This window comes from Paenibacillus amylolyticus, from assembly GCF_003719335.1.
Lineage (GTDB): Bacteria > Bacillota > Bacilli > Paenibacillales > Paenibacillaceae > Paenibacillus > Paenibacillus amylolyticus_D.
Genome location: NZ_RIAS01000004.1, coordinates 184,352 through 206,375, shown reverse-complemented (window position 1 = coordinate 206,375; position 22,024 = coordinate 184,352). Strand labels below are relative to the sequence as shown.

Sequence of the window (22,024 nt, the reverse complement as noted above, 5' to 3'; positions counted from 1 at the left end):
ATAGGTTGGACGTTATTTGATCTACTATGATTTAATTTTGTATCATGAATTGTTGGCAATTTCACTCTATATGGAAATATAAACAGATTTCAAGGAGGATTTCTCATGACAATAGCAAAAAATCTACAATCGACAACAACATTACACAACGGTGTTCACATGCCTTGGTTTGGCCTGGGCGTATTCAAGGTCGAAGAGGGATCCGAACTGATTGAGGCGGTAAAAAGTGCAATCAAACAAGGTTACCGCAGTATCGACACGGCGGCGATCTACGGCAATGAAGCAGGAGTTGGACAGGCCATTGCTGAGGCATTGCAAGAAAACGGGTTAAAGCGCGAAGACCTGTTTATTACCTCTAAGGTATGGAATGCTGATCTTGGTTATACAGAAACACTTGCCGCATTTGAAACCACGATGAGCAAGCTGGGACTGGAAGTTCTCGATCTATACCTGATCCACTGGCCCAAAGCCGGTAAATATAAGGGTGCATGGAAAGCCATGGAGGAACTGTACGCAGCAGGCCGAATTCGTGCCATTGGCGTAAGTAATTTTCAGATTCATCACCTGCAAGATCTGATGCAGGATGCACAAGTGAAACCGATGGTCAACCAAGTGGAGTACCATCCCCGTCTAACGCAGGAAGATTTACGAGCATTCTGCAAACAACATGGCATTCAGCTTGAAGCCTGGTCACCGTTGATGCAAGGTGAGCTTCTGGATAACCCAGTACTAGCAGAGATCGCCGCAGCCAAAGGTAAATCTATCGCACAGGTTATCCTTCGCTGGGATCTGCAGAATGGCGTTGTAACCATTCCGAAATCAACCAAAGAACATCGGATTATCGAAAATGCAGCCATTTTTGACTTCACGCTGTCCACGGAAGAGATGGAACAGATCAACTCGTTAAACGAGAATTTGCGGGTAGGCCCAGACCCGGATAACTTTGATTTTTAATTCAATTCGTTAAAATAACACCACTAACCTATGAAACAAAGTCGATTATTTATCCATCGGCTTTGTTTTTGGTTTCTTCTTTATGATTAAACTGGGTAATGAGTTTATCCAGGATCATGGACTGCTTGATTACTTCAGAATGTAGAAATCCGTTATATTCCTTTGTAAGTTCGTTCAATCGGCCCCTGGCCCGCTCCATTTTCAACTGTATAAGTACACTTTTTCTCATCAAATTAACCCCTCTGAAACATTGTAGAATCTGATGTCAGATTATAGAATATTGTTTTAAAGGCACAAAAAGAGTTCTATTATATGAAATTCGACCGAATACACTTCCACTTTAGCCTTACTTAGCTTCATATAACTCTGAACGATCTCTAATTTTTTCGAAAATAGCTAAACAGGAATTAAGAATTGTGCTACTCCCCATAGCTACGGATAGATTCAAGCCTTCCAACATAAGCTCTGTGGCAGAAAGAATATCCTTACTCTCAATGAAGCGATACACGGCCAAATCCCCTAAGAACTGGACGTATTTTTCTTTTATTATCGTCGGTTTATACTCCCCGAATTCGGCTTTTCCCGATTGATAAGGTATATATTCCGCAAATCGTTCTAAAATCGTGTCAATATTGAAATGATAAATATTTGCTGCTTGGATCATGTGCCACAGAGCAATGAATATCTCCCCTTCACGGGTTGCTATATAATCAGCATATTCATCTATAATCTGCACTTCTCCTGACATCAGACGATACAGGTAGGTATTCGCAATAGCCCATTCTGAGAATTGTCCAATAATCTGTTCAGCTTGCTCGTCTTTCTCCCGAATCCAGCGTTCCCCTTTATCGTATAAACCTACAAGATCCAGTGCTCTTTTGTAATCACCGCACTTCTCACTTGCAGTAGCTTGGGCCAGATAGGCGTATAAAATATAATAATAAAGCGGTTTTTCTGTCTCTTTCTTTACTTCTATCGGCCGAACAGAACGGTGTTGCAATTCATATTGTATCGTTGCGATTCGTTGCATCTCTTGGGCTAGTGTATTCACTTTCTCCCACTTATGGGCCATTCCGAATGCATGGGATAGTTGCTTTAGTGCTTCAAGCTGATCGGCTTCATCCAGTCGGTTCACGTATGTCTCGAACCGAGTTGCCGCTCGTACATTTTTTTCCATATTGTCCCCTAGATCAATTAAAAACAAACGATATTGGCAACGTGCAAGACGTTCAGAATGCTGATACTTTTCCGCTTCACATACCCCTCTGTATAAAACTGATGCAGCCATATGTTGGTTATTTTCAAATAACTCCTCAGCTATATCAAATAATACGGATACATAAGCAAGGTCTTCTAAAATACGGTTTGTAACTTGCTGGATACAATCCACCCTATCCAAATCAGCACAACGAAATATAAACGGCCGTATACGTCTGATGGAGATCAGGGTTGAAAAACACTCGTCTATATAATCATCAAAAAAATAATCTTCAGGTAATCCCATACCCGCGGTAATCGCTATAAGTTGATTCATAGATATGGGTTTATTGCCCTGTAATATACGGCTGAGCGTACCTGAATTGATGCCTGATGTCACAGCAAAGTGTGAATGTTTAATATGATTATCTTGTATGTACTGCATCAATTTTTCTCGAATTGAATTTGTACACTCCATCATACACACCTCCGCTAATATACAAGTAATGGGTTGAATTTCCTGTATATAACTATACCAAGTAAGAATCATTCATGGGTCTAAAAAATATGATCTAACACATGATTTTCTATACTCCATTTATCCATTCCGAATCATAGCACAACCGGCTTAAGCACAATCCCATCCCCTGTTTATTTAAGGGTTATGATCGCCCAAATAACATTTCCGGGAATCGTGAGATTAACAAGCACCAAAGAGGCTGTGTCTAAATTCGATTCGAAATTTAGACACAGCCTCTTCTCACTTTGTAAAACCTTCTTGTAAAAAACTTCACCCCAGCCAAGATACCTGCATCGCTCCAGTTGCAGCCTCGGCTTATTCAAATGGCTTCCAGCCATCCTCCCCCGACAGAACGAGGGACAACGCATACTCGGCTGCTTCTTCCTCTGTCAGTATGTGAGACCAAGGCACGCGCACATCGGCACGTCCGGCTCCTGGCCCGGCACTTTTATATTCGGCGTAATTAACCGTGGTTTCCGCTTCGACCTTGTTCCAGTTATGCCAGCCTTCCTGTTTCACATGCGCACCGAGCCAGCAGTTCAGGAAACAGACTTTGGAATGATTACGCCACGGCCTGCCCAGATACACCGATTGCGGAGGGGCATTGCTGGTCAGATCACATTCCATAAACACATACCCGTAACGAATATCTTCTGGTGTAGAGGCCGCCGTAATCCAGCCATTCACATGTCCTTCCGCAACCTCCGCTTCCGTCAAGCGACTCTTCGTGAAGATCTCACAACCCTTGAACACAACCGTAGCCGAGCCAAAAATAAAGTCGATATCCCCTTCGATATAACAATCCTCGAAGTACTGTCTTAACTTCCTGCGCTCGGCACCGTCACGAGGCCCACCGAAATAACTGCGGTCCAGCGGTTGCTCAGGCAACGGTCCGGTAAAGATCGTATCCTGATGACCGATAAAACGGCATCCGCGGAACACAGCACGATCTCCATCCACATAGACTGCTAGCGCCTGTCCTACCTCGCTGCCTGGCCCAGCCGAATTCACGAAAGAGATGCCTTCCGCCTTGAAATCATCAGCCCCGATAAACGCTGTGTACGAATGGAATGTATGATACTGTGAACCGTCGGGAAATCGCTTGAGTGCATGGTCATCATAGGTGATGATCGTCTGCTCGGCGCCCTCACCAATCAGATGGATGCCCGGCTTATCCATGTGCAGCTTCTCATAATATACGCCTGCCTTCACTCGAATCGGAAGGCCGTGAGTACCATGATCCGGATGAGCATCCACCGCCGCCTGAATGGTTGTATAATCTCCTGATCCGTCAGAAGCAACCGTAATACTGGGAGCAGATGACTCCATCACGAGATCCGCTGCCGAGCGTTTCTCCGTCATGGCAAACGCTCCATTTCCAGTGCCGCCAGCAACAACGGAGCAACACCCATAAAGGAATCGCTTACAATGGCCTCGCTGACATAGTAGCCGTACGAGCCATCACGATCCAGACTCAATCCTGCACCGTGGCAGATGCCGTTCAACCGAACGCCTTCAGTGGTCTCCTCCACCAGCTTGGAGGTAAGCCCTTGCCATCCTTTTTCCGCCGCAGCTCTGAAGTGAGGTTCCAGATAATGCAAACGTACACCTTTCGCAATGGCATATACAAACATGCTTGACCCTGAAGCTTCCAAATAATTCCCTTTGCGGAACCCTTGATCCAGCACCTGGAACCATAGTCCGCTCTCCTGCTCCTGTACACGTACCAAGGCGTTACACATCCGCTCAAAGATACCAATGATCGTCCCTCGTTTCGGATGATTCAGCGGGAAATGTTCCACGCTATCCACGATGGCCATGGCATACCAGCCCATAGCTCGGCTCCAGAAGTGCGGGGAACATCCAGTCAAGGAGTCGGCCCAAATCTGCTCTTTAGATTCATCCCAGCCGTGGTATAACAGCCCGGTACGCGGATCACGCGTCTGGCGTTCAATCAGTAATATTTGATGCGCGACCTCGTCCCATAACTCGGGACGCTGAAACGTCTTCGCATATTGGGAGAGAAAAGGGGAAGACATGTACAGTCCATCCAGCCACATCTGGAACGGATAGATTTTTTTGTGCCAGAAACCACCCTCGGATGTGCGAGGCTGCCCTGCCAGTTGCGCAGCGAGCAGATGAGCCGCCTCCGCATAACGTCCATCCTTGGCATCGTCCAACAACGCAAACAGGTTCTTCCCTTGGTTAATCTGGTCCAGGTTATATTCTTCCAGAGAATACGTACCGATAGAGCCGTCTGGCTGCACATACAGATCCATATGTCTTTTCATAAAATCGATATATTCCTGCTTGCCGTATTCTTCTCCTGTTCGTGCCATAGCCATTAACGTCATACCTTCCACGTATGCCCATCGCCCTGAAGGAAATGCATGGAAACCATCCTCGTTACATTGCTGCATGATCGTAGCTGCAATTCGCTCAGACCAGGATAACTGCGTCTGTACCTGCATCGCGTTACCTCCTAGTAGTTTATATGAATTCCAATGCAATACCGTGCATCGAATCTGTTACTAGCCACTGCTCTCATTCTACGTATTCGTTCTAAGCTAACTATCTTCTATAAAGCCGGCATTACTGCCGGCACGTTGCTGTTGAATTACGCAGATTCAGCTTCGGCTGGATGACCACCGGCACATCCACCTGCTCGTCACGAATCAGGGAGACGATGAGCTCTGCCGCCTGAGCAGCCAGTTCATCCAGCGGCGGGCCAATGGTGGTCAATGCTACTTCGGCATACTGCATATCCGGCAGATCGTCATAACCGATAATCGAGATATCACGCGGCACGCTGTAGCCCGCTTCGAGCAACGCCCGAAGTGCTCCCCGTGTGACGAGGTTGTTCAAGCCGATAAATGCCGTGGGAGACTCCGCACCAAACGTATAATTCCGGATCGCGAAATACCCGTCCTCCCACGAAGAATGCGCGGGCAACACATCGTCCTCATTAAAAGTCAGTCCTGTGCGCTGCAAGGCTTCCCGATATCCCTCCAGCTTCACATGCTGTGAGTTACCGATAAATCCAATTCGGCTGTGACCGAGTGACTTCAGATGCTCCACGGCCTTGTACAGCCCCTCCTTACGATCAATCTTGATGTAAGGAGAATTCGGGGCTTCATCTGTACCGAGTACAAAACACGGCATGTTCAAGGTCGCAAACTTTTTCCAGAATGCATCCCGGTTGTCCAGCGCATAGTCCCACAAAATACAACCATCGACACGCAGCTGGCTGAACACGTCCACCCCGTCATCGGCAACAACCAGAATCATCTGATATCCTCGCTTCTTCAGCTCGGTATGCAGGCTACCCGAAATGTTGGAGAACAATGGATTGCTCAGTTCGTCCAGCACAAAGCCGATGATATTGCTTCTGCCGGTGGAGAGCTGCCGGGCCAGCATATTTTTCCGGTATTGGTGTTTTTCCGCTACCGCGAGCACCTTCTGCTTGGTCGCCGGTTTGATCCGGGGATCATCATTCAGCGCTTTCGATACCGTGCTGTAGCTTACCCCCGCCAGTTTCGCTATATCTTTAATGGTAATCAAATTGAATCAACACCTCTCATATGCCTGAAACCTGTTTCTTATTTCTGTGCAGCTTTATAGCGATCGTATTGTGCCTGTCTGCCTGCGATCACCTGTTCAACGTTCATGCTTTTTAGTGTCTCGATGTACTTGTCGAACTGATCCAGGCTTGCATCACCGCTAATAAACTTGAAGTTCATCTCTTCAACATATGTGGTAATGTCAGGCATAGACATGCTCTCTACGCTCGCTTCATCCGGCAGAGCATACACAAACGGGAACGGTTCACGCACATATTTCTCTAATTCTTTGTCCAGCTTCGCGTGCCATGGTGCAACGATCGAATCCGCTGAATCCGTGGATTGGATGTTTGGCAAGTTAACTGGGCCAATTCCGAGCTTCTGGATATATTCATTGTCCTTACCTTTATCTGTGAATTTCTTCACGCCATTCTCTTCTGTATACGTATCATCCTTGATGCCCCAAGTGTAATATGTCTGTGCTTCGTCACTCACTGCATAATCCAGGAAGCGGAAAGCCAGTTCCGGATTTTTGCTATCCTTACTGATGCCGAAGATACCACTAACCGGTGTACGTCCGATGTAGAACTGGTCTCCGTGCGGCCCTTTTAATGGCAGAATGCCTTTGATAATTGGCTCTTCCGGCTTGTAATCCTTGAAGAGTGGGCTGTACACCATCGACATATACCAGCTGAAATTAAACGTCGCTCCGGTTACGTCTTGCGAGATCCGTGAAGTAACCTGGTCGCTTGTGGTACTCGCGTAGTCCACTCCGAGCAGACCTTCCTTGTACAGACCATTCAAGTAAGTCAGGTATTCCTTGTAGGCCGGCTCATAATAGCTGAAGTGCACTTTGCCTTGATCGTCTGCATAAAAATTGTTCGATAGGTCAAGTCCAAAGGCTGGCCCAAAGGCCATCGGCACAAACTTTGATTCCATCGACAATGGAATCTCATCGGCTTTGCCGTTGCCGTTCGGGTCTTCTGTTTTAAATTTGCGCAGCATGGCTGTGAACTCATCCAGCGTGGTTGGCTCAGATAATCCCAGCTTTTTGAGCCAACGCTCATTCACCATGAATACAGGCATGTAGTTACGCGTCAGCGTCTGCTGGGGAACATAATACATTTTACCATCTGGCGTCGTTAAACTGGCTTTCACTGATGGCGACTTTTCATATATTTTTTTGAGATTGACGCCGTACTTATCTACCAGATCATTGATTGGAATAAACAGACCGCTGTTAATATATTTCATTAATTGATCCTGATCCGGCAGGTAAACGATATCCGGGAGTCCTGTACCAGCAGCCAGTCTTGGATTGACCGCATCCGCATAATTCTGAGGAGGAATCAGATCCCAATCGACTTTTACACCTGCATTACTCTCAATTTTCTTAACGATCGCTGCAGTGGACAAATCCACGTTGGTTGTCCATGCGTTCGTTGCCAGGATGGACAGCTTCGCATCCGGTTGATCCGTTACCGGCCCAGCGCCAGTATAATTGAAGGCTTTCTCTGTACTTTCAGGTGTTTTCCCCGCATCGCTTCCTGTACCTGTTCCCCCGCTGCAACCCGCCAAACTGATCGCAAGTATCGCCGCAATTACACTTTTTCTTCCTGCCCCTTTGACTTTCATCCATCATTCCTCCTTGGTATGAACCCTTTTGAACTCCCTTGAATGACTTGCTTGAATGACTGTGGTGCTTGGTAATGCAATCTATCCTTTCACGGCTCCGAGGGTAATGCCCTTAACGAAGTACCGTTGGATAAACGGGTAGATCATCACGATCGGCAGAATGCTGACCACGATGGATACATAACGAACTTGAAGCGATGAAACCGCCAGTGCGCCGGATGTCATCGTACCGCCCATCTTCTGCATCACCTCTGGCGAAGCCATGATCAGCACCCTTCGCAGGAACATCTGGAGCGGTTGCATATCCTGTTTGCCTAGATACAGCAAGGCTGAGAAAAAATTGTTCCAGTGGAATACGGCGTAGTATAGTGTCAGCACGGCTAGTGTAGGCTTAATAATCGGAACGGCCAGACGATACAACATCGTCATCTCATTCGCTCCGTCAATACTGGCGCTTTCAAAGATTTCATTCGGAATACCTTCAAAGGCCGAACGGCAGATCATGACGTTAAACGTAATGACCAGCACAGGCAGCACCATCACCCAGCGAGTATTGTACAGACCGAGTGATGTAATCAGCATGTAGACCGGAATGAGTCCACCTGAGAAATACATGGTGAAAGCAATGAAGAAGTTCAGCTTGCGCCGCAGGAAAAACTGCTGTCTCGACAACGGGAATGCGGCAAGGCAAGTCGCCACAATGTTAAGCAGCGTACCCACAACGGTGTACCAGACCGTGTTATAGAAGGAAACCCACAGTTCCTTATATTGCAGCACCATCTTATATCCTGAGAGTGTGAACCCTACAGGCCATAGCACCACTTTCTGTTTATCGATGGCATCCACCGAACTGAAGGAAATGCTGACCACGTAAAGGAATGGATATAAGGTGACTACAACCGCCAGGATGGTCAGCAGGTAGACGAAGACATAGAATAATCGGTCACTTCTCGATTTTTGCATACAGGTTCTCCTTTGGATCAGTGTGTGTCTTACCAGAGTGACATTTTGGTCAGGCGGCGAGTCAACGTATTGGCTGCAAAAACAAGGATAAAGGTGATGATCGAGTTGAATAGTCCAATAGCTGTAGCGAAGCCATAGTTCTGACCCTCAATCCCCATACGGTACACATAAGTAGACAGCACATCTGCCGTTTCATATGTGGCTCCGTTATAGAGCAGGTATACTTTCTCGAAGCCTACGCTCATAATGCCGCCAAGCGACAGCAGCAACAGAATAACGATGGTTGGTTTGATGCTTGGCAGGGTAAGATGCCACAACTCCTGGAACTTGTTTACGCCATCGATTTTGCCGGAGTCATACATCTCAGGGTCAATTCCCATAATGGCTGCGATGTAGATGATCGAGCTGAAACCAAAGCTCTGCCAGATGTCTGAACTTGTGAAGATGGTGCGGAACCAGCTGGCATCCATCATGAAGTTTATTTTTTCCATACCGAGTCTTGCGATCAGGGTGTTGATGATACCGTCTGTTGGTGATAGGAAGTTGATAATAATGCCGGCCACCACAACGGTGGAGATAAAGTGAGGAAGATAAGTTACGGTTTGCGCAAAGCGTTTAAAGGTTCGATTCTTAATCTCTACGATGCAGACTGCAAATAGAATGGGGATGGAGAAACCGAACAGGAGTGGCAGGAAGGCAAGTAAAAAGGTATTACGCAACAGCCGCCAGAAGTAAATCGAGTTGACGAACTGCTCAAACCAGCGCAGCCCCACCCATTCGCCACTGAACATGCCTTGACCCGGTATAAAGTTGCGAAAAGCAAGCAGTACACCCGGCATGGGCAGATACATGAAGATGAGATAATACAGAAAGATTGGTGAGAACATCAGCAACAAATACTTATCCCGCCGAATCAGACTGAACAGCGTGGACATGCGTTTTTTCAACGTAAACACTCCCCTTCGTTCCAAAATTACAACGTTTGAATTTTTTAATAAAAAAAATCTCGTTTCCCATAATACATCTGATATCGGGCTAACTCCAATTTTGTAACAACCCATACTATATCGCATAATTACAAGAGAAATTGCATTTATTCGGTCTCTTTTATGCCTCAACTATGCCTTTTCAAATCTTACATCCCCCAATTACAACGTTGTAATTTTAATTTAAATGTATACGCTTTCATAAACTTTTTCTCATCTTAGCAGAGTCTTGAATGTTTAGCAACAACAAAATCAGGAATACCCTTTAATTTTTATAACACCATGCCCCGAGGAGCAAACGTGAATATTGCATGGTACCCGCATTGGAAAAAGAAAAAAGGGCAGAAATAGCGTTGCTATTCCGCCCCAACATGTATTACAACGACGTATCATAACTGATTGCGAAATTGCATCGGTGTTACACCCTTAACGCGCTGAAACGCTCTGTAGAACTGACTGACGTGTGAGAATCCCAATGCAAAGCTTATTTCCGTCACTGATTCGGTTGTATTGCGCAGACAACGAACGGCTTCCTCCACACGTAAATTCAGTAGATACTGGTACGGCGTTGAACCTGTCAGCATTTTGAACGAGCGCATAAAATGATACCTGCTCTGATGTGCTACCGCTGCCATGGAGTCGATGTCCATCGGGTTTGTGAAGTCACTGTGAATATACTCTAATACACGCTGCATATGAGGATCTATGCCCAAATTACTTCCGTTAACTCCAAGGAAATGTGGACGATTATTGCCAGAAAGCAATAGCCCCTCTGGGCTCCCGGACCATATGGAACCAGCTTCTCTTGCTGCTCTATGCGAATGCTCGGGTCCAGACAATATGCGTTCAAGATACTGCTCTACAGACAGCTCGGTTTCCTGAATGAGCAACGGGTCCGGTTCATCCTCCAGCCCAGTCACATGCCATCCTCGGAACAGTCTGCCGATCTCTGCAGGATCAAAAGCTTGGGTGATCTGTAATTCAGAATGAACTGATCTTGAACCGCGGTCTGCTAATCCTCTTGGTAGATTACGAAACTTGATGACAATGACGGCTGCGTCCGAACCGATCTCAAAAAAGTGCTCCGTCCGGGGATGGGCGATGATTCCGAATCCAGCATGTAATGTATACGTCTGTTGTTCCTGCACCAGCAAGCATTGACCTCTAATGGGCAGGGTTACCTGATACCAGTCATCATGCATATGAGGTTCATTGGCGAACCCGCCAGAAGCTTTCCATAACTCTAAACCATTGAATGTCATATTTAATTCCATCGTTTCTCACCTGCTGACATTATAGCAAATCGTGCTTAGATTCCAAGCACTTTTCACAAAGACAAGCTCTCTAGCTATCTTTTATTATGGATAAAAATATCCGAGGTGATCTATGATGGCTCAAGCCGCCGTAAACAAAATTCAACTAAACCACGCAGCGAACTGGGCCCTTGCAGGGGTGAGTTTCGCCCATCTGCTGAATGATGCCATGCAAACGGTTGTTACGTCAGCCTTCCCGCTGTTCCAACAAGCCATGCATCTCAGCTTTGCACAGATGGGCTGGATTGCCTTTGCACTAAACATTACTGCTTCGGTGCTGCAACCACTGATCGGCTATATATCCGATCGCAAACCCATGCCTATTCTGCTGCCCGGCGGCATGATATTTTCCCTGTTCGGGATTCTGGGCTTTGCCTTTTCGTCCTCGTTATGGATGCTACTCATATCCGCGTCGCTGATTGGTATCGGCTCATCCATTCTTCATCCCGAATCCTCACGTGTTGCCCATCTGGCTGCCGGTCGAGGGCGCGGCATGGCACAGTCCATCTTTCAGGTTGGCGGGAATACCGGACAAGCTATTGCCCCCCTACTGGTTGCTTTTGTACTGCTTCCGCATGGTCAGTTACAATTTCTGTGGCTAATGGCCTTTGCACTTATCGGCATCCTTATCCAAGCTTCCGTCAGCCGTTGGTACAAGAATAAGCTGAACGCCTCACGCCCCCATCGGACACAGTCCGTACAGCACACGCTACATGAATCAGAAGCAACGCCTCAGCCCGTGAGTCGAAGACGAATCGTTATATCCATAATTGTTCTCATCCTGCTGTTATTCTCCAAGTTTGTTTATATTGCGGCTATGACAGGATACTACGCCTTCTATTACACGGATGTGCATCATCTTCCACTCTCGAAGGCACAGCTCTGCTTGTTTATCCTTCAATTCGCAGGCATGATTGGAACCTTGCTTGGCGGGCCACTCGCGGATCGTTACGGGCGCAAACCGATGATCTGGTTTTCCATTGCAGGTACCGCTCCGTTCTCACTACTGCTTCCTTATGCAGGCCCTGTCCTGTCTATGGTGCTATGCGGTATCATCGGATTAATCCTGATGTCGGGCTTCAGTGTTATTATTGTCTACGCTCAGGAATTGCTGCCGCATCACATTGGTACAGTATCTGGACTGTTCTTTGGCCTGTCATTTGGTATGGCTGGACTGGGTTCGGTTGTCATCGGTTCTCTGATCGATGTGAACAGCATTTCATTCGTCATCCGGCTGTGTTCCTTTTTGCCCCTGATCGGCGTGTGTGCTGTATTCTTGCGCAGTGATCGATCCGCTAAAGCTTAGCAAGCTATTGAACCTTCCATAACAGTTCCAATACAATAAGTTGAGAAGCGGAGGCACGATATTTATCAGAGAGAAGGGATGGTTCAATGATCATTGATATACAGCATGTGACTTGGAAAAGAGAATCCCTCACCCTGCTGAACGATGTCAGCTGGCGTGTAAACAAAGGCGAACATTGGGCGCTGCTTGGCCTGAACGGCTCTGGCAAAACAACGCTCCTCAATATGATTACCGGCTACCTGTGGCCTACGGAAGGCAGCATCTCGGTACTCGGTCATGAATATGGCAGTGTAGACCTGAGGGAGCTTCGAAAGTCGATTGGCTGGGTAAGTTCCTCCTTGCAGGAGAAACTGTACGCTTCTGATCGTACGCAATATGTCGTGATTAGTGGGAAACACGCTACGATCGGTCTGTATGACAAACTGGCAGACGAAGATTTGGATCAGGCGATGCACTGGATGCAAACGCTGGGTTGCCAGCATCTGTGGGATCGTGAGTATCGCACTTGCTCGCAGGGGGAGAAGCAGAAATTGCTCATTGCCCGTGCCCTGATGGCGAATCCACAGCTGCTCATTTTGGATGAGCCTTGTAATGGGCTTGATCTATTTTCCAGAGAGCGTCTACTGGACAGCATCAGTGAACTGACAGCACGTTCAGACTCACCTTCGCTGATCTATGTAACGCATCATACCGAGGAAATTTTGCCCGTCTTCAGGCACAGCCTTTTGCTCCGTCGGGGTGAAGTTTTTGGGTGTGGATTAACCGCTGATCTCATGACACAGGGCGTATTAAGTGATTTCTTTGAAGCCCAAGTAGAAATAGATCAGCATGGTGAACGAGTTTATGTACGGGCAGCAGCATCTAAAGGTTAGAATTATCTGTATCCAAAAGGAACAGAGTGAGGCGGAATAAACAGCAAAGCCCAAATACTTATCCACATGTGGATAGTTTTTGGGCTTTCTACTCCTATATATTGTGTTATCCACGGTTTTCTGTGTAAAACTTTCGCCAATCTGAGTATAACTTCGCTTCTAAGTTTGCCTCTTCCTTAGCCTACTTCCGTGCGGAGAGAAACAGAAAAAGCGGAATACGCCGTCTGCGCTGATACGTCTCTTCATTGACGAATTCTGAACGCTTAGGTGCTGATTCACGCAATTGCTCCACTTGGAATCCAGCTTCCTGCAGGGCCATGTAATACGATTCAATGGTACGGTGCATTTTTTGGACGGAACCGCCAAGCCACTGCTGCTCCCGATATCCCTCGACGAAGTATTGATCTACGATCCGATTGGTTCGTGTTCCGGAGGGTTGCAGCGTTGAAGTAATCACCGGATGTTCTACCGAGAAAACAAAGGTTCCGTCCTTTTTAAGCGAACCATATACTTTGCGAAACAGGCTTTCGACATCCTCGATGTAGTGGATCGCCAGTCTTGAAATGGCAAGGTCGTATGAATTTACAGGATACGTCCACTCTTCGAGATAAGATTGCTCAATCCGGGCATTCAATCCCTGAACGGATATGCGGGCAGCCCGAACCATATTCGTTGAACCTTCGATACCTGTATAAGCCAAGCCGTTATACTTCTCGCCGAGCAGTTCTACAGCAAATTTTGCGTCTCCACAGCCGAGATCGAGAATATTTTTACCAGTAACATCCCCGATCATCTCCAGCATAACCGGTCTCTCCAACGTATCATTGGCGTTATCCTGGCCTTGCCGACGTTCCATATACGTCTCAAATACCGCGTCATTATCGTAAAAGTCAGAACCTCTTTCACTCATACCTGCACAGACCTCCATTCTATGAGTTACACACTAGTGTAGTTCACCCTGCACTCACTATAATCTGTAAAAGTATACCGGATTCAGGCAACCTTCACCATAATAAATAAGCTGCTTGCCGGAGCTTACTCCGCAAACAGCCTTCTTTGGTTTGAATTTTTGATCCCTAGCCAAATCGCTCGGTTTTGTACCATTTGCTCTCGCGTTTACGAATCTTGTCCATCAGCAAATTGTAGAAGGCCCGGATTGAGATCAGAATGAACAGCTGCGCATAAGTGAAATACGATACGCACGCATAGATAAAGTTACGGGTGTTGCTCTGCCCGATATCCGCCGCCAGTGCCAGATTGATCTGAAGCACATAGATAAAATACATCAGCGCCCAACCAATGACCAGATAGACGTAGGCATCCCCGGCAAACTGGAATGGAGAAATGGCCTCCGGTTTGAATATTGCAATAACCTGATAAACAAGGTTCACCACAAATATGATGTCCGACACAATAATGGCCAGCATAAACCAGAAGTAACTGACCGCGTAGTAGAGAACAAGCAATTTATTGCGCCAGCTGGAACGGTTGAACAGGTTATGAATGTTATCCAGAACTACCTGGTAATTCCCCTTGGCCCAGCGTTCACGCTGTTTCATATATACACCAAGCTGTTCTGGCTCCTGCTGATACGCTTCCGCTTGCGGCGCAAGGGCAACCAACTGCCCTCGGTTCATAATTTCAAACGACAATGCCGTATCTTCCGTAATGGCTGTCACATCCCAGCCGCCGATTTCCCGGATTAGGCTTGTCTTAATAATATAATTCGTGCCCGGAATTGTCCCCAGCTTGAAGAGCTCCCACAGCCCGGTGTGGTAGACACGCTGAGACGTTATAATTTCGAGATTAATACACTTGGAGAGGAAGTTTTGCCCACGGTTACGTGCTTTGTTTCGGCCGAACACGACCCCGTACTGTTCGGGATTCTCCAGTGATTTTTGCGCGAGAAACATCAGTGAATTTCGCTCCGGTGCAGCGTCTGCATCAAATATACAGATCCATTCTCCGGTGGCCAGTTCCAGTCCGTCGTTCAGCGCACCGGACTTGCCACCCGTACCTTTGCGTTCAAGTACAGTGACGTTACGGTGCACATAACTGGTCTGTCCAAGGAACGATTTTAGCCGATCAGCTGTGTCATCCGTACAATTATCTGCAATGACAATCACCTGCAGCTTATCCTCCGGATAGTTCAGTCGCAAGATATGCTCCACCGTTGCCACGATGACCAAACCCTCGTTATGAGCAGGTACCATAACCGTGACGGTCGGGTAATGATCCATATTCTCCGGAATCTGAATGCCCTTCTTCTCCTGTTTGTGGATAAAACGAATAGCCCCAGCCATAATAACGATCGATTCGAACACAGCGATCCAAATACTGAAAATCGACAAGATCAGAATGAAATCAGCCATCCGTTTTCCTCCGATCATACCTTCGAATTACTCTTGAGCGAAATCGGAGCGTGGCAATCGTTAATCCGATGGTAAACACCACAAAAATACAACTGACGGCAATACAGATCGGGATAAACCAGGACATATAATCCATCCGCCTCGCTCCTTTCGGTTAAATATATTCCCCGATTAAATCTGTTTCCGTGTTTCGCTCCAGCGCGGCAAGGACAGCGTCCAGATTGTCATACTTGCTGAATTGTTCCTTCTGAAAAACCAGTGCACCTGATTTGATGATGGTCTGGAGTTGGTTCCCTTTTTTATCGAGCACATCCAAATCCATAATATTTTTTTTTATTCTTCGGGTTAACATAGGTAGGTAATCCACATTGACCATCGGACACAAAATGACAAATCGACCACGGTCTACGAAAAACTTGTGATCCTCGTATCTAATCTGCTTCTGTATTGTCTGTGAGATCTCAAGCAGAAATTGGGAATACCGAACTGAACCAAGTGACTCCTGCACAAGCGGCAGAAATTCAATCTTAAACATGGCGATGCTGAATCCATAGCAGTCTGCATAACGTCTGGCAAGGTTGCTCTGTTTCACCAATGTATCTCCAAGCGCTTCCTTATTACCCAGCGTTGTATCCAGATCGACCTCTGGATTGTGATCCTTCATCTGCTCCAGACGTTCAATAACCCTTGCACTTCGCACAAGTCTTCTTTTGATATAAGCAGCAATTGCCGTGTTTGCCGGAATAAGCAGCCACCAGGAAAACACGAGCGCATTGGGCTCTGCAAAAGTCACGAGCCACACAAAATAAGTGACCAAATAAACAAATATCATCACGACGGATACACCAACAGGAAGTAGAAGTCCCACGGCTAGCGCCCCTAGTGACGCTATGCTAAATACTACATCCAGCTTGGTATAACTTTGATTCATGTACAAGTGGAGATATACAAAGAACTGCTGTACGATGGCGAGACTAATCAAGATTGCGTAACCCCAGGCAAGACGCTGGGTAGGTGCGTTATTTCTCATAGTCCTCCTTCTCTGCATCTGCATCGAATTTCAGAATGGCTCGGTGCCAACACCTCTTTTTATCAACTGCAAAATTCAACAAAATTCGACAATTAAAGACAATAATATAGTAACATGCAACCTCGGATTATATAAATAAAAATTTACTTTTTAAGAAAATTATACAAATATGTTTCACCCAGTAACGGGAACAAGTTATCAAACAGGTGGGTGTTTCCATCAAATACATAACCGCCCGGATATCGTTTGTCTTGCCCTCGCAGTGCGATCATATGTTGATACAGCTGCTTTGCCCAATTTGGATCACCTGAGCGAACAGCAAGCAGGATGGATAAGCCATACACCGATGCCGATTCATAATCTACGGCTGGGGCTTGTGTTCTACGATCATACTGTCCGGGGAGCTTGCCCCGAGTGCTGAACTCTTTTTTGAGAAAAGCAATCAGCTTGTCGGGTTTACGCCCCATCTCCATCACATGATTGGCAACGATGAGCTGATCGATCAGATTGACTTTGTCATCATAGGTGTAAGCCTTGGTATTTACATTCATGCTTTTCGGATAGAATAATCCATCGTCAGGCATTTTATGCAGTACATCCTCGTACCTGCTGTAAGCGTCCGGCTCCAGCATCCGATGGTCTCTCATCGCTTGCAAGGCGAGCAAATCCACATAGACCAAACTTAAGGTATCCGTGGAATGTCCACTTTTGAAATCATAAAAATCAACCATGTAGCCCTGCTGCTCGGTTCGCTGTGTTAACGTTCGGGAAAGAGCCGATGCGGTTGCCAGTTTGTCTGCCCTGCCTCGTTCCCACCTGTCTGCCGCTTGCAACAGAGCCCCCATAATCCGTAGATCGTCACCCAGCGCGTTGGTTGCCACATGGGCTTTCCCCTCAAAATCAAGCTTCCAGGCGATGTATATGTCGGGCCTGATCACATAGTATTTCTGGAGCTGTTTGTAGGCCTGCTCGAACATAACTTCGTTATCACTTGCCAAAGCATACTGCATCCACAATCCAAGCGACTCCGACAGTGCCTCTCGGCCAGCAACGATGTCCGCCCTCTCCGAAGCCGCTTCCTGCAAATAGGTTGCAAGTGTGCCATTCGGATTCGTCATATGTTCCTCTACAAAGGCCACTGTTGGCGATACCTTCTCCATCACAAACCGCTCCCTCCATAGCAGTACAATCGCAACAGATACAACAACCGCAAGTAATATGTACCATGACCGCTTTTTCTGGAAAATAAACTTCACACCATTCCTCCTGACGGGAATATATGACGGAGCAACTGGGCCACTTCTTATACTTTTGGAAGCAGGCCTTATCCACAGTGTGCGCTTAATCATGGTTATCCATGTATGGGCGGCGACCGCCCTTTTTAACAAATTTCCAATCGACCTCAATGTTATGTCTCATCTTTCGTAGCAGTTGGATCGCTGTCTGAATCTCTTCCTGTGTCAGACCGTTCAACGTTACCTGATCCGAATGCACACCTTCTTTGCGAATAAACTGCCAAGCTTCGAGTCCTGCCTCCGTTGGATACAGCACCTTATTCTTCTTATTACCCAATGCTGGCTGTTTGACAATGAATCCGTCGGATTCCAGTTTGCTAATTGCCCGCGCTGCCGTTGTACGATCTACCTTGATCAGTTCAGCCAGCTGGTTCGGAATGATGCCAGGGTTCTCGCAAATACGGTACAAATACAAATATTGCCCTCGGGACAAGTTCAGATGCTGAAATTCCACATTGCTGATGGAATCCAGACAGCGGGCGATCATGCCAATCTCGCGTAACACTTCCCTTGGCTCGTTCAGTTCTTGCGGTTTCTGTAATTCGTCGTTCGGCTGATTCGGTTCTTTGGCTACGTTAGGTTCTTTCGGTTCAGTCACAGAGTTCACACTCCTATAAAATTGTTGCATTCGCAACATAATTAATGATATAACTACACTAGATTAGTGTATCACTTTCAGTTCCATTCCGATATTCCATCCGACTAGTTAAAGGAGAACGATTCATGAATATATCTGTTGTTGAAGCGAACACTCAAGAACTGCTTGATGCGTGCTTTGCCATTCGTATGGCCATTTTTGTGGAGGAGCAAGGCGTACCTGCAGCCGATGAATTCGATGCATTTGATGCGCTAGGGACAGAAGCACGCCATATTCTACTCTATGTGGATGGTGTACCTGCAGCTTCCTCCAGACTACGCATTGTGGAGCAAGTTGCCAAGCTGGAACGCATCTGCGTGATGCTCGATTACCGCAAACATGGTCTAGGCCGTGTATTAATTAACAAGCTGGAGGAGATGGCCAAAGAGGACGGATTAGAGAAAGCCAAGCTGCACGCACAGGTTCAAGCCTCCGGTTTCTATGAACGTCTTGGCTATGCCCCTGCTTCTGAAGTATTCATGGAGGATGGTATCCCCCATCTGCTGATGACAAAAAAGCTGAATTAAGATACATATCACTCAGCTCGAAATTAGCCTGTAACTCAAACAAACGCCTCTATCTTCACTTCATAGTGAATACATAGAGGCGTTTGTTGTGTTTCTTAAATTCAGATAGTCATCCCTGATTTGCGTGCTTTATCCCATAGCCAGACGGCTGGCATCTGGTGTTGCGGCTGTTTTTCCAGCTGCTTTAGCTTCCGCATTTTTCATCTGCTTGCTACGCAGCTGTCCGCAGGCCGCATCGATGTCTGTACCATGCTCCATACGTACCGTGGAGTTGATGTTGTTCTTCTTCAGCGTATCGTAGAATCCCAGAATGCTCTCTTCCGTACTGCGCTGGTACTGGCTATGCTCATCCACTGGATTGTATGGAATCAGATTCACGCTGACCATGCTCTTGCGGCTGGACAACAGTTCAGCCAGTTCCGCAGCGTGCTCGCGCTGATCGTTCACATCCCGAAGCAAAATGTATTCGAACATAATGCGTTTATTTGTTTTCTCCAGATAATAATCCACCGCATCCATCAATTGTTCAATCGGGAATGCCCGGTTGATCTTCATGATATGTGTACGCAGCTCATTATTCGGCGCATGCAGGGAGATCGCAAGGTTCACCTGCAGACTGCTGTCTGCAAACTCCTTGATTTTATCCGGCAATCCGCTTGTGGACACCGTGATTCGCTTCGCTGCGAGGGCTAACCCTTTGCGATCCTTGATTACTTCAATAAAATTGCTCATATGCTCAAAGTTATCAAACGGTTCGCCAATGCCCATTACCACAACGTTGGTGACCCGCTCGCCTTGACCCGCTGCGTCCAGATGCCGCTGTACATGCATGATCTGTTCTACAATCTCTCCTGCGGAGAGATCTCGGCTCTTCTTGATCAGCCCGCTGGCGCAGAAACTGCAGCCGATATTACATCCGACCTGTGTCGTGACACAGACGGTCAAGCCATACTTTTGCCGCATGAGCACCGTCTCGATGAGGTTGCCATCTTGCAAACGGAGCAAGAATTTCACCGTGCCGTCCGCCGACTCCTGCTTCACATGTTCACTCAGTGAATTCATCGTGAAATGCTGAGTGAGCACATCCAAACATTCCTGACGAACATCGGACATGCCGTTAAAATCATGCACCCGCTCTTGGTATAACCACTCCCAGATGCGGGATGCGCGTGATTTTTTCTGCCCATGCTCGGGCAGCCAAGTACGTAATTGCTCTAATGTTAATCCATATATGGATGATTTAATCATGGTATAAACCTCTTTTCGCAGAAAGCATATGGCTCATCGGTCGTCTTACCCAAAAAACCTCTACTCTGTATTGTCCCAAAATTAAGAAGGGAACACAAGGGCTTTTGCATTTCTTCCAAGAGGTTTTATGCTTGGTAAATCTGCGCAGGCGGCCTAGAAGTGAATAATGCCAGACGTATGCAGCAGCACGAGCAGAACCAGAATAGGTGCAACATAACGAAGCATGAACAACCAGATGCGGAACCAGCCGGAGCTTAGACCAGCTGCCTCCGCAGCCGTTTTCCAAAAGTATCCCGCAAAGATCGTAACCAATAACCCGCCTACAGGAAGCAAGATGTTGGACGCCACAAAATCCATCCAGTCGAATACACTCTTCGATCCGATCTTCCACTCCGGGAACAGTCCGAGCGACAGAACGGAAGGCAGTCCTACGATGAAGACAGCGAGAGAGATGCTCCATACGGCACGATTACGACTCCATGCAAAACGCTCCATGAAATATTTAACGGGAACCTCCAGCAGTGATACTGATGATGTTAACGCCGCAATTGCCAGAATTATAAAGAATAATCCAGCGAACAGAAAACCAAGCGGCATCGCCGAGAATGCTGCAGGCAGTGCGATGAAAATCAGGGACGGCCCCTGGTCAGGTGCAATACCAAACGAAAACGTCGTTGGGAAGATAATCAGACCCGCGATAAAGGCATACAGCAAGTCACCTGCACCAACTGCAACTGTTGCCGCGCCAAGGGACTGGCTTTTGTCCACATATGAACCGTACGTTACGAGAATACCCATACCTAGTGACAGCGAGAAGAAAGCATGTCCGAGCGCAACCAATGCCGACTCCGTTGTAAGCTGGGAGAAGTCTGGATTCAGGAAAAAGGAAACCCCCGCGCCTGACCCCGGCAGGGTAACTGCACGAATCATCAGCACAATTAACAGAACCAGCATCGCTGGAATCAAAATTTTGTTAAACTTCTCAATCCCGTTCGATACACCCTTCGCTACAATCCAGCCAGTAATCAGAACGGATACCAATTGCCATACAATCGGCATATAGCCTCCGACGAAACTGCTGAATTGTCCGGCATAATCCGAATTGTTAAACAACGTGCCGCTGAACGAAGTTACGGCATATTGCAATGTCCAGCCTGCGATGATGACGTAGAAGGACAGAATAATAAACGGTGTTAATACTTGCAGTAAACCAGCTGCCAGCCAGCCTTTATGCCCGCCCGCTTTGATAAAAGCAGTCGCTGCGCTCCCCCGCCCACTGCGTCCAATAGCCAGTTCGGCAAGCAATACAGGCAAGCCGATCAGCAAGAGACAGACAATAAAGAGCAGGAAAAAAGCCGCCCCCCCATTTTCGCCCGTAATATAAGGAAATTTCCACATGTTACCGAGACCCACGGAACTACCGATTGCCGCCAAAATAAAACCGGCACGCGAGAAGCGCTCCCCTTTGCCAGCGTTGTTCGGGTCTAGATCAGACTTACTCAAATTCATTGTATCTACTCCATCACTTTAAAGTTTTCCCGTAATTATATACTAGTCCGCGTGTCAGGTCATGCAAAAATCAGTATTTGTCGAAAATTCACCAAATTGG

Annotated in this window: 21 protein-coding genes; 4 read left to right on the top strand and 17 right to left on the bottom strand. The window is 47.0% G+C overall.

The genetic code is table 11. The features are described 5' to 3' along the window. Window positions 1-111: 111 nt before the first annotated feature. Complete coding sequence (locus EC604_RS09620) at window positions 112-954, top strand: aldo/keto reductase (protein WP_123064171.1); 843 nt, start codon at window positions 112-114, stop codon at window positions 952-954. 49 nt (window positions 955-1,003) lie between these two features. On the opposite strand, the gene EC604_RS09615 is transcribed toward EC604_RS09620, so the two are convergent. The 9 genes from EC604_RS09615 to EC604_RS09570 all read right to left on the bottom strand — a co-directional run bounded on the left by EC604_RS09615 (window position 1,004) and on the right by EC604_RS09570 (window position 11,089). Further along, a complete protein-coding gene (locus EC604_RS09615) occupies window positions 1,004-1,183 on the bottom strand; it encodes an aspartyl-phosphate phosphatase Spo0E family protein (RefSeq protein ID WP_240036751.1) in 180 nt (59 codons plus the stop codon). 117 nt (window positions 1,184-1,300) lie between these two features. Continuing rightward, window positions 1,301-2,629 carry a helix-turn-helix domain-containing protein gene (locus EC604_RS09610; RefSeq protein ID WP_123063961.1) on the bottom strand — a complete coding sequence of 443 codons (1,329 nt, stop codon included), beginning with the start codon at window positions 2,627-2,629 and terminating at the stop codon, window positions 1,301-1,303. 357 nt (window positions 2,630-2,986) lie between these two features. Then, on the bottom strand, window positions 2,987-4,033 hold the full coding sequence (locus EC604_RS09600) for a pectinesterase family protein (protein ID WP_123063959.1): 1,047 nt from the start codon (window positions 4,031-4,033) through the stop codon (window positions 2,987-2,989). After that, entirely contained in the window at window positions 4,030-5,142 is a 1,113-nt protein-coding gene (locus EC604_RS09595; protein ID WP_123063958.1) for a glycoside hydrolase family 88/105 protein, read from the bottom strand. Before EC604_RS09595 ends, EC604_RS09600 begins: the two co-directional genes overlap by 4 nt. 121 nt (window positions 5,143-5,263) lie before the next feature. Next, complete coding sequence (locus EC604_RS09590; RefSeq protein ID WP_123063957.1) at window positions 5,264-6,232, bottom strand: LacI family DNA-binding transcriptional regulator; 969 nt, start codon at window positions 6,230-6,232, stop codon at window positions 5,264-5,266. Between the two features lie 38 nt (window positions 6,233-6,270). Further along, on the bottom strand, window positions 6,271-7,866 hold the full coding sequence (locus EC604_RS09585; protein ID WP_123063956.1) for an extracellular solute-binding protein: 1,596 nt from the start codon (window positions 7,864-7,866) through the stop codon (window positions 6,271-6,273). 81 nt (window positions 7,867-7,947) lie between these two features. Further along, window positions 7,948-8,829 carry a carbohydrate ABC transporter permease gene (locus tag EC604_RS09580; protein WP_090921438.1) on the bottom strand — a complete coding sequence of 294 codons (882 nt, stop codon included), beginning with the start codon at window positions 8,827-8,829 and terminating at the stop codon, window positions 7,948-7,950. Window positions 8,830-8,858: 29 nt separating this feature from the next. Then, window positions 8,859-9,776 carry an ABC transporter permease gene (locus tag EC604_RS09575; RefSeq protein WP_418792713.1) on the bottom strand — a complete coding sequence of 306 codons (918 nt, stop codon included), beginning with the start codon at window positions 9,774-9,776 and terminating at the stop codon, window positions 8,859-8,861. A gap of 428 nt (window positions 9,777-10,204) precedes the next feature. After that, a complete protein-coding gene (locus EC604_RS09570) occupies window positions 10,205-11,089 on the bottom strand; it encodes an AraC family transcriptional regulator (RefSeq protein ID WP_123063955.1) in 885 nt (294 codons plus the stop codon). A gap of 115 nt (window positions 11,090-11,204) precedes the next feature. Here EC604_RS09570 and EC604_RS09565 point away from each other — a divergent pair, with 115 nt between their 5' ends. Both EC604_RS09565 and EC604_RS09560 read left to right on the top strand, forming a co-directional pair. Next, window positions 11,205-12,434, top strand: coding sequence for an MFS transporter (locus EC604_RS09565; RefSeq protein ID WP_123063954.1), 1,230 nt, complete (start codon window positions 11,205-11,207; stop codon window positions 12,432-12,434). An 86-nt stretch (window positions 12,435-12,520) separates the two neighbouring features. Beyond that, window positions 12,521-13,306, top strand: coding sequence for an ABC transporter ATP-binding protein (locus EC604_RS09560; protein WP_123063953.1), 786 nt, complete (start codon window positions 12,521-12,523; stop codon window positions 13,304-13,306). Window positions 13,307-13,487: 181 nt separating this feature from the next. On the opposite strand, the gene EC604_RS09555 is transcribed toward EC604_RS09560, so the two are convergent. From EC604_RS09555 to EC604_RS09535, 6 genes are all read right to left on the bottom strand, one after another. Beyond that, on the bottom strand, window positions 13,488-14,216 hold the full coding sequence (locus EC604_RS09555; protein WP_123063952.1) for a class I SAM-dependent methyltransferase: 729 nt from the start codon (window positions 14,214-14,216) through the stop codon (window positions 13,488-13,490). A 166-nt stretch (window positions 14,217-14,382) separates the two neighbouring features. Beyond that, entirely contained in the window at window positions 14,383-15,678 is a 1,296-nt protein-coding gene (locus EC604_RS09550; protein ID WP_123063951.1) for a glycosyltransferase family 2 protein, read from the bottom strand. Further along, window positions 15,671-15,814 carry a hypothetical protein gene (locus EC604_RS30130; RefSeq protein WP_167375743.1) on the bottom strand — a complete coding sequence of 48 codons (144 nt, stop codon included), beginning with the start codon at window positions 15,812-15,814 and terminating at the stop codon, window positions 15,671-15,673. The genes EC604_RS09550 and EC604_RS30130 overlap by 8 nt, the downstream gene beginning before the upstream one ends. An 18-nt stretch (window positions 15,815-15,832) precedes the next feature. Next, window positions 15,833-16,708 (bottom strand): diguanylate cyclase domain-containing protein, encoded by an 876-nt coding sequence (locus EC604_RS09545; protein WP_123063950.1) that lies wholly within the window; start codon window positions 16,706-16,708, stop codon window positions 15,833-15,835. Window positions 16,709-16,851: 143 nt separating this feature from the next. After that, window positions 16,852-17,964: a glycosyl hydrolase gene (locus EC604_RS09540; protein ID WP_161556898.1), complete on the bottom strand. Its 1,113-nt coding sequence runs from the start codon at window positions 17,962-17,964 to the stop codon at window positions 16,852-16,854. Window positions 17,965-18,049: 85 nt separating this feature from the next. Further along, window positions 18,050-18,490 carry a MarR family winged helix-turn-helix transcriptional regulator gene (locus EC604_RS09535; protein ID WP_123064170.1) on the bottom strand — a complete coding sequence of 147 codons (441 nt, stop codon included), beginning with the start codon at window positions 18,488-18,490 and terminating at the stop codon, window positions 18,050-18,052. 236 nt (window positions 18,491-18,726) lie between these two features. Here EC604_RS09535 and EC604_RS09530 point away from each other — a divergent pair, with 236 nt between their 5' ends. Beyond that, complete coding sequence (locus EC604_RS09530) at window positions 18,727-19,167, top strand: GNAT family N-acetyltransferase (RefSeq protein WP_123063948.1); 441 nt, start codon at window positions 18,727-18,729, stop codon at window positions 19,165-19,167. 129 nt (window positions 19,168-19,296) lie between these two features. Here EC604_RS09530 and rlmN read toward each other — a convergent pair whose 3' ends face one another. Both rlmN and EC604_RS09520 read right to left on the bottom strand, forming a co-directional pair. Beyond that, window positions 19,297-20,415, bottom strand: a complete 1,119-nt coding sequence (gene rlmN, locus EC604_RS09525) for a 23S rRNA (adenine(2503)-C(2))-methyltransferase RlmN (protein ID WP_123063947.1) — start codon at window positions 20,413-20,415, stop codon at window positions 19,297-19,299. Window positions 20,416-20,568: 153 nt separating this feature from the next. Then, window positions 20,569-21,924: a sodium-dependent transporter gene (locus tag EC604_RS09520; RefSeq protein ID WP_123063946.1), complete on the bottom strand. Its 1,356-nt coding sequence runs from the start codon at window positions 21,922-21,924 to the stop codon at window positions 20,569-20,571. Between the last annotated feature and the right edge of the window lie 100 nt (window positions 21,925-22,024).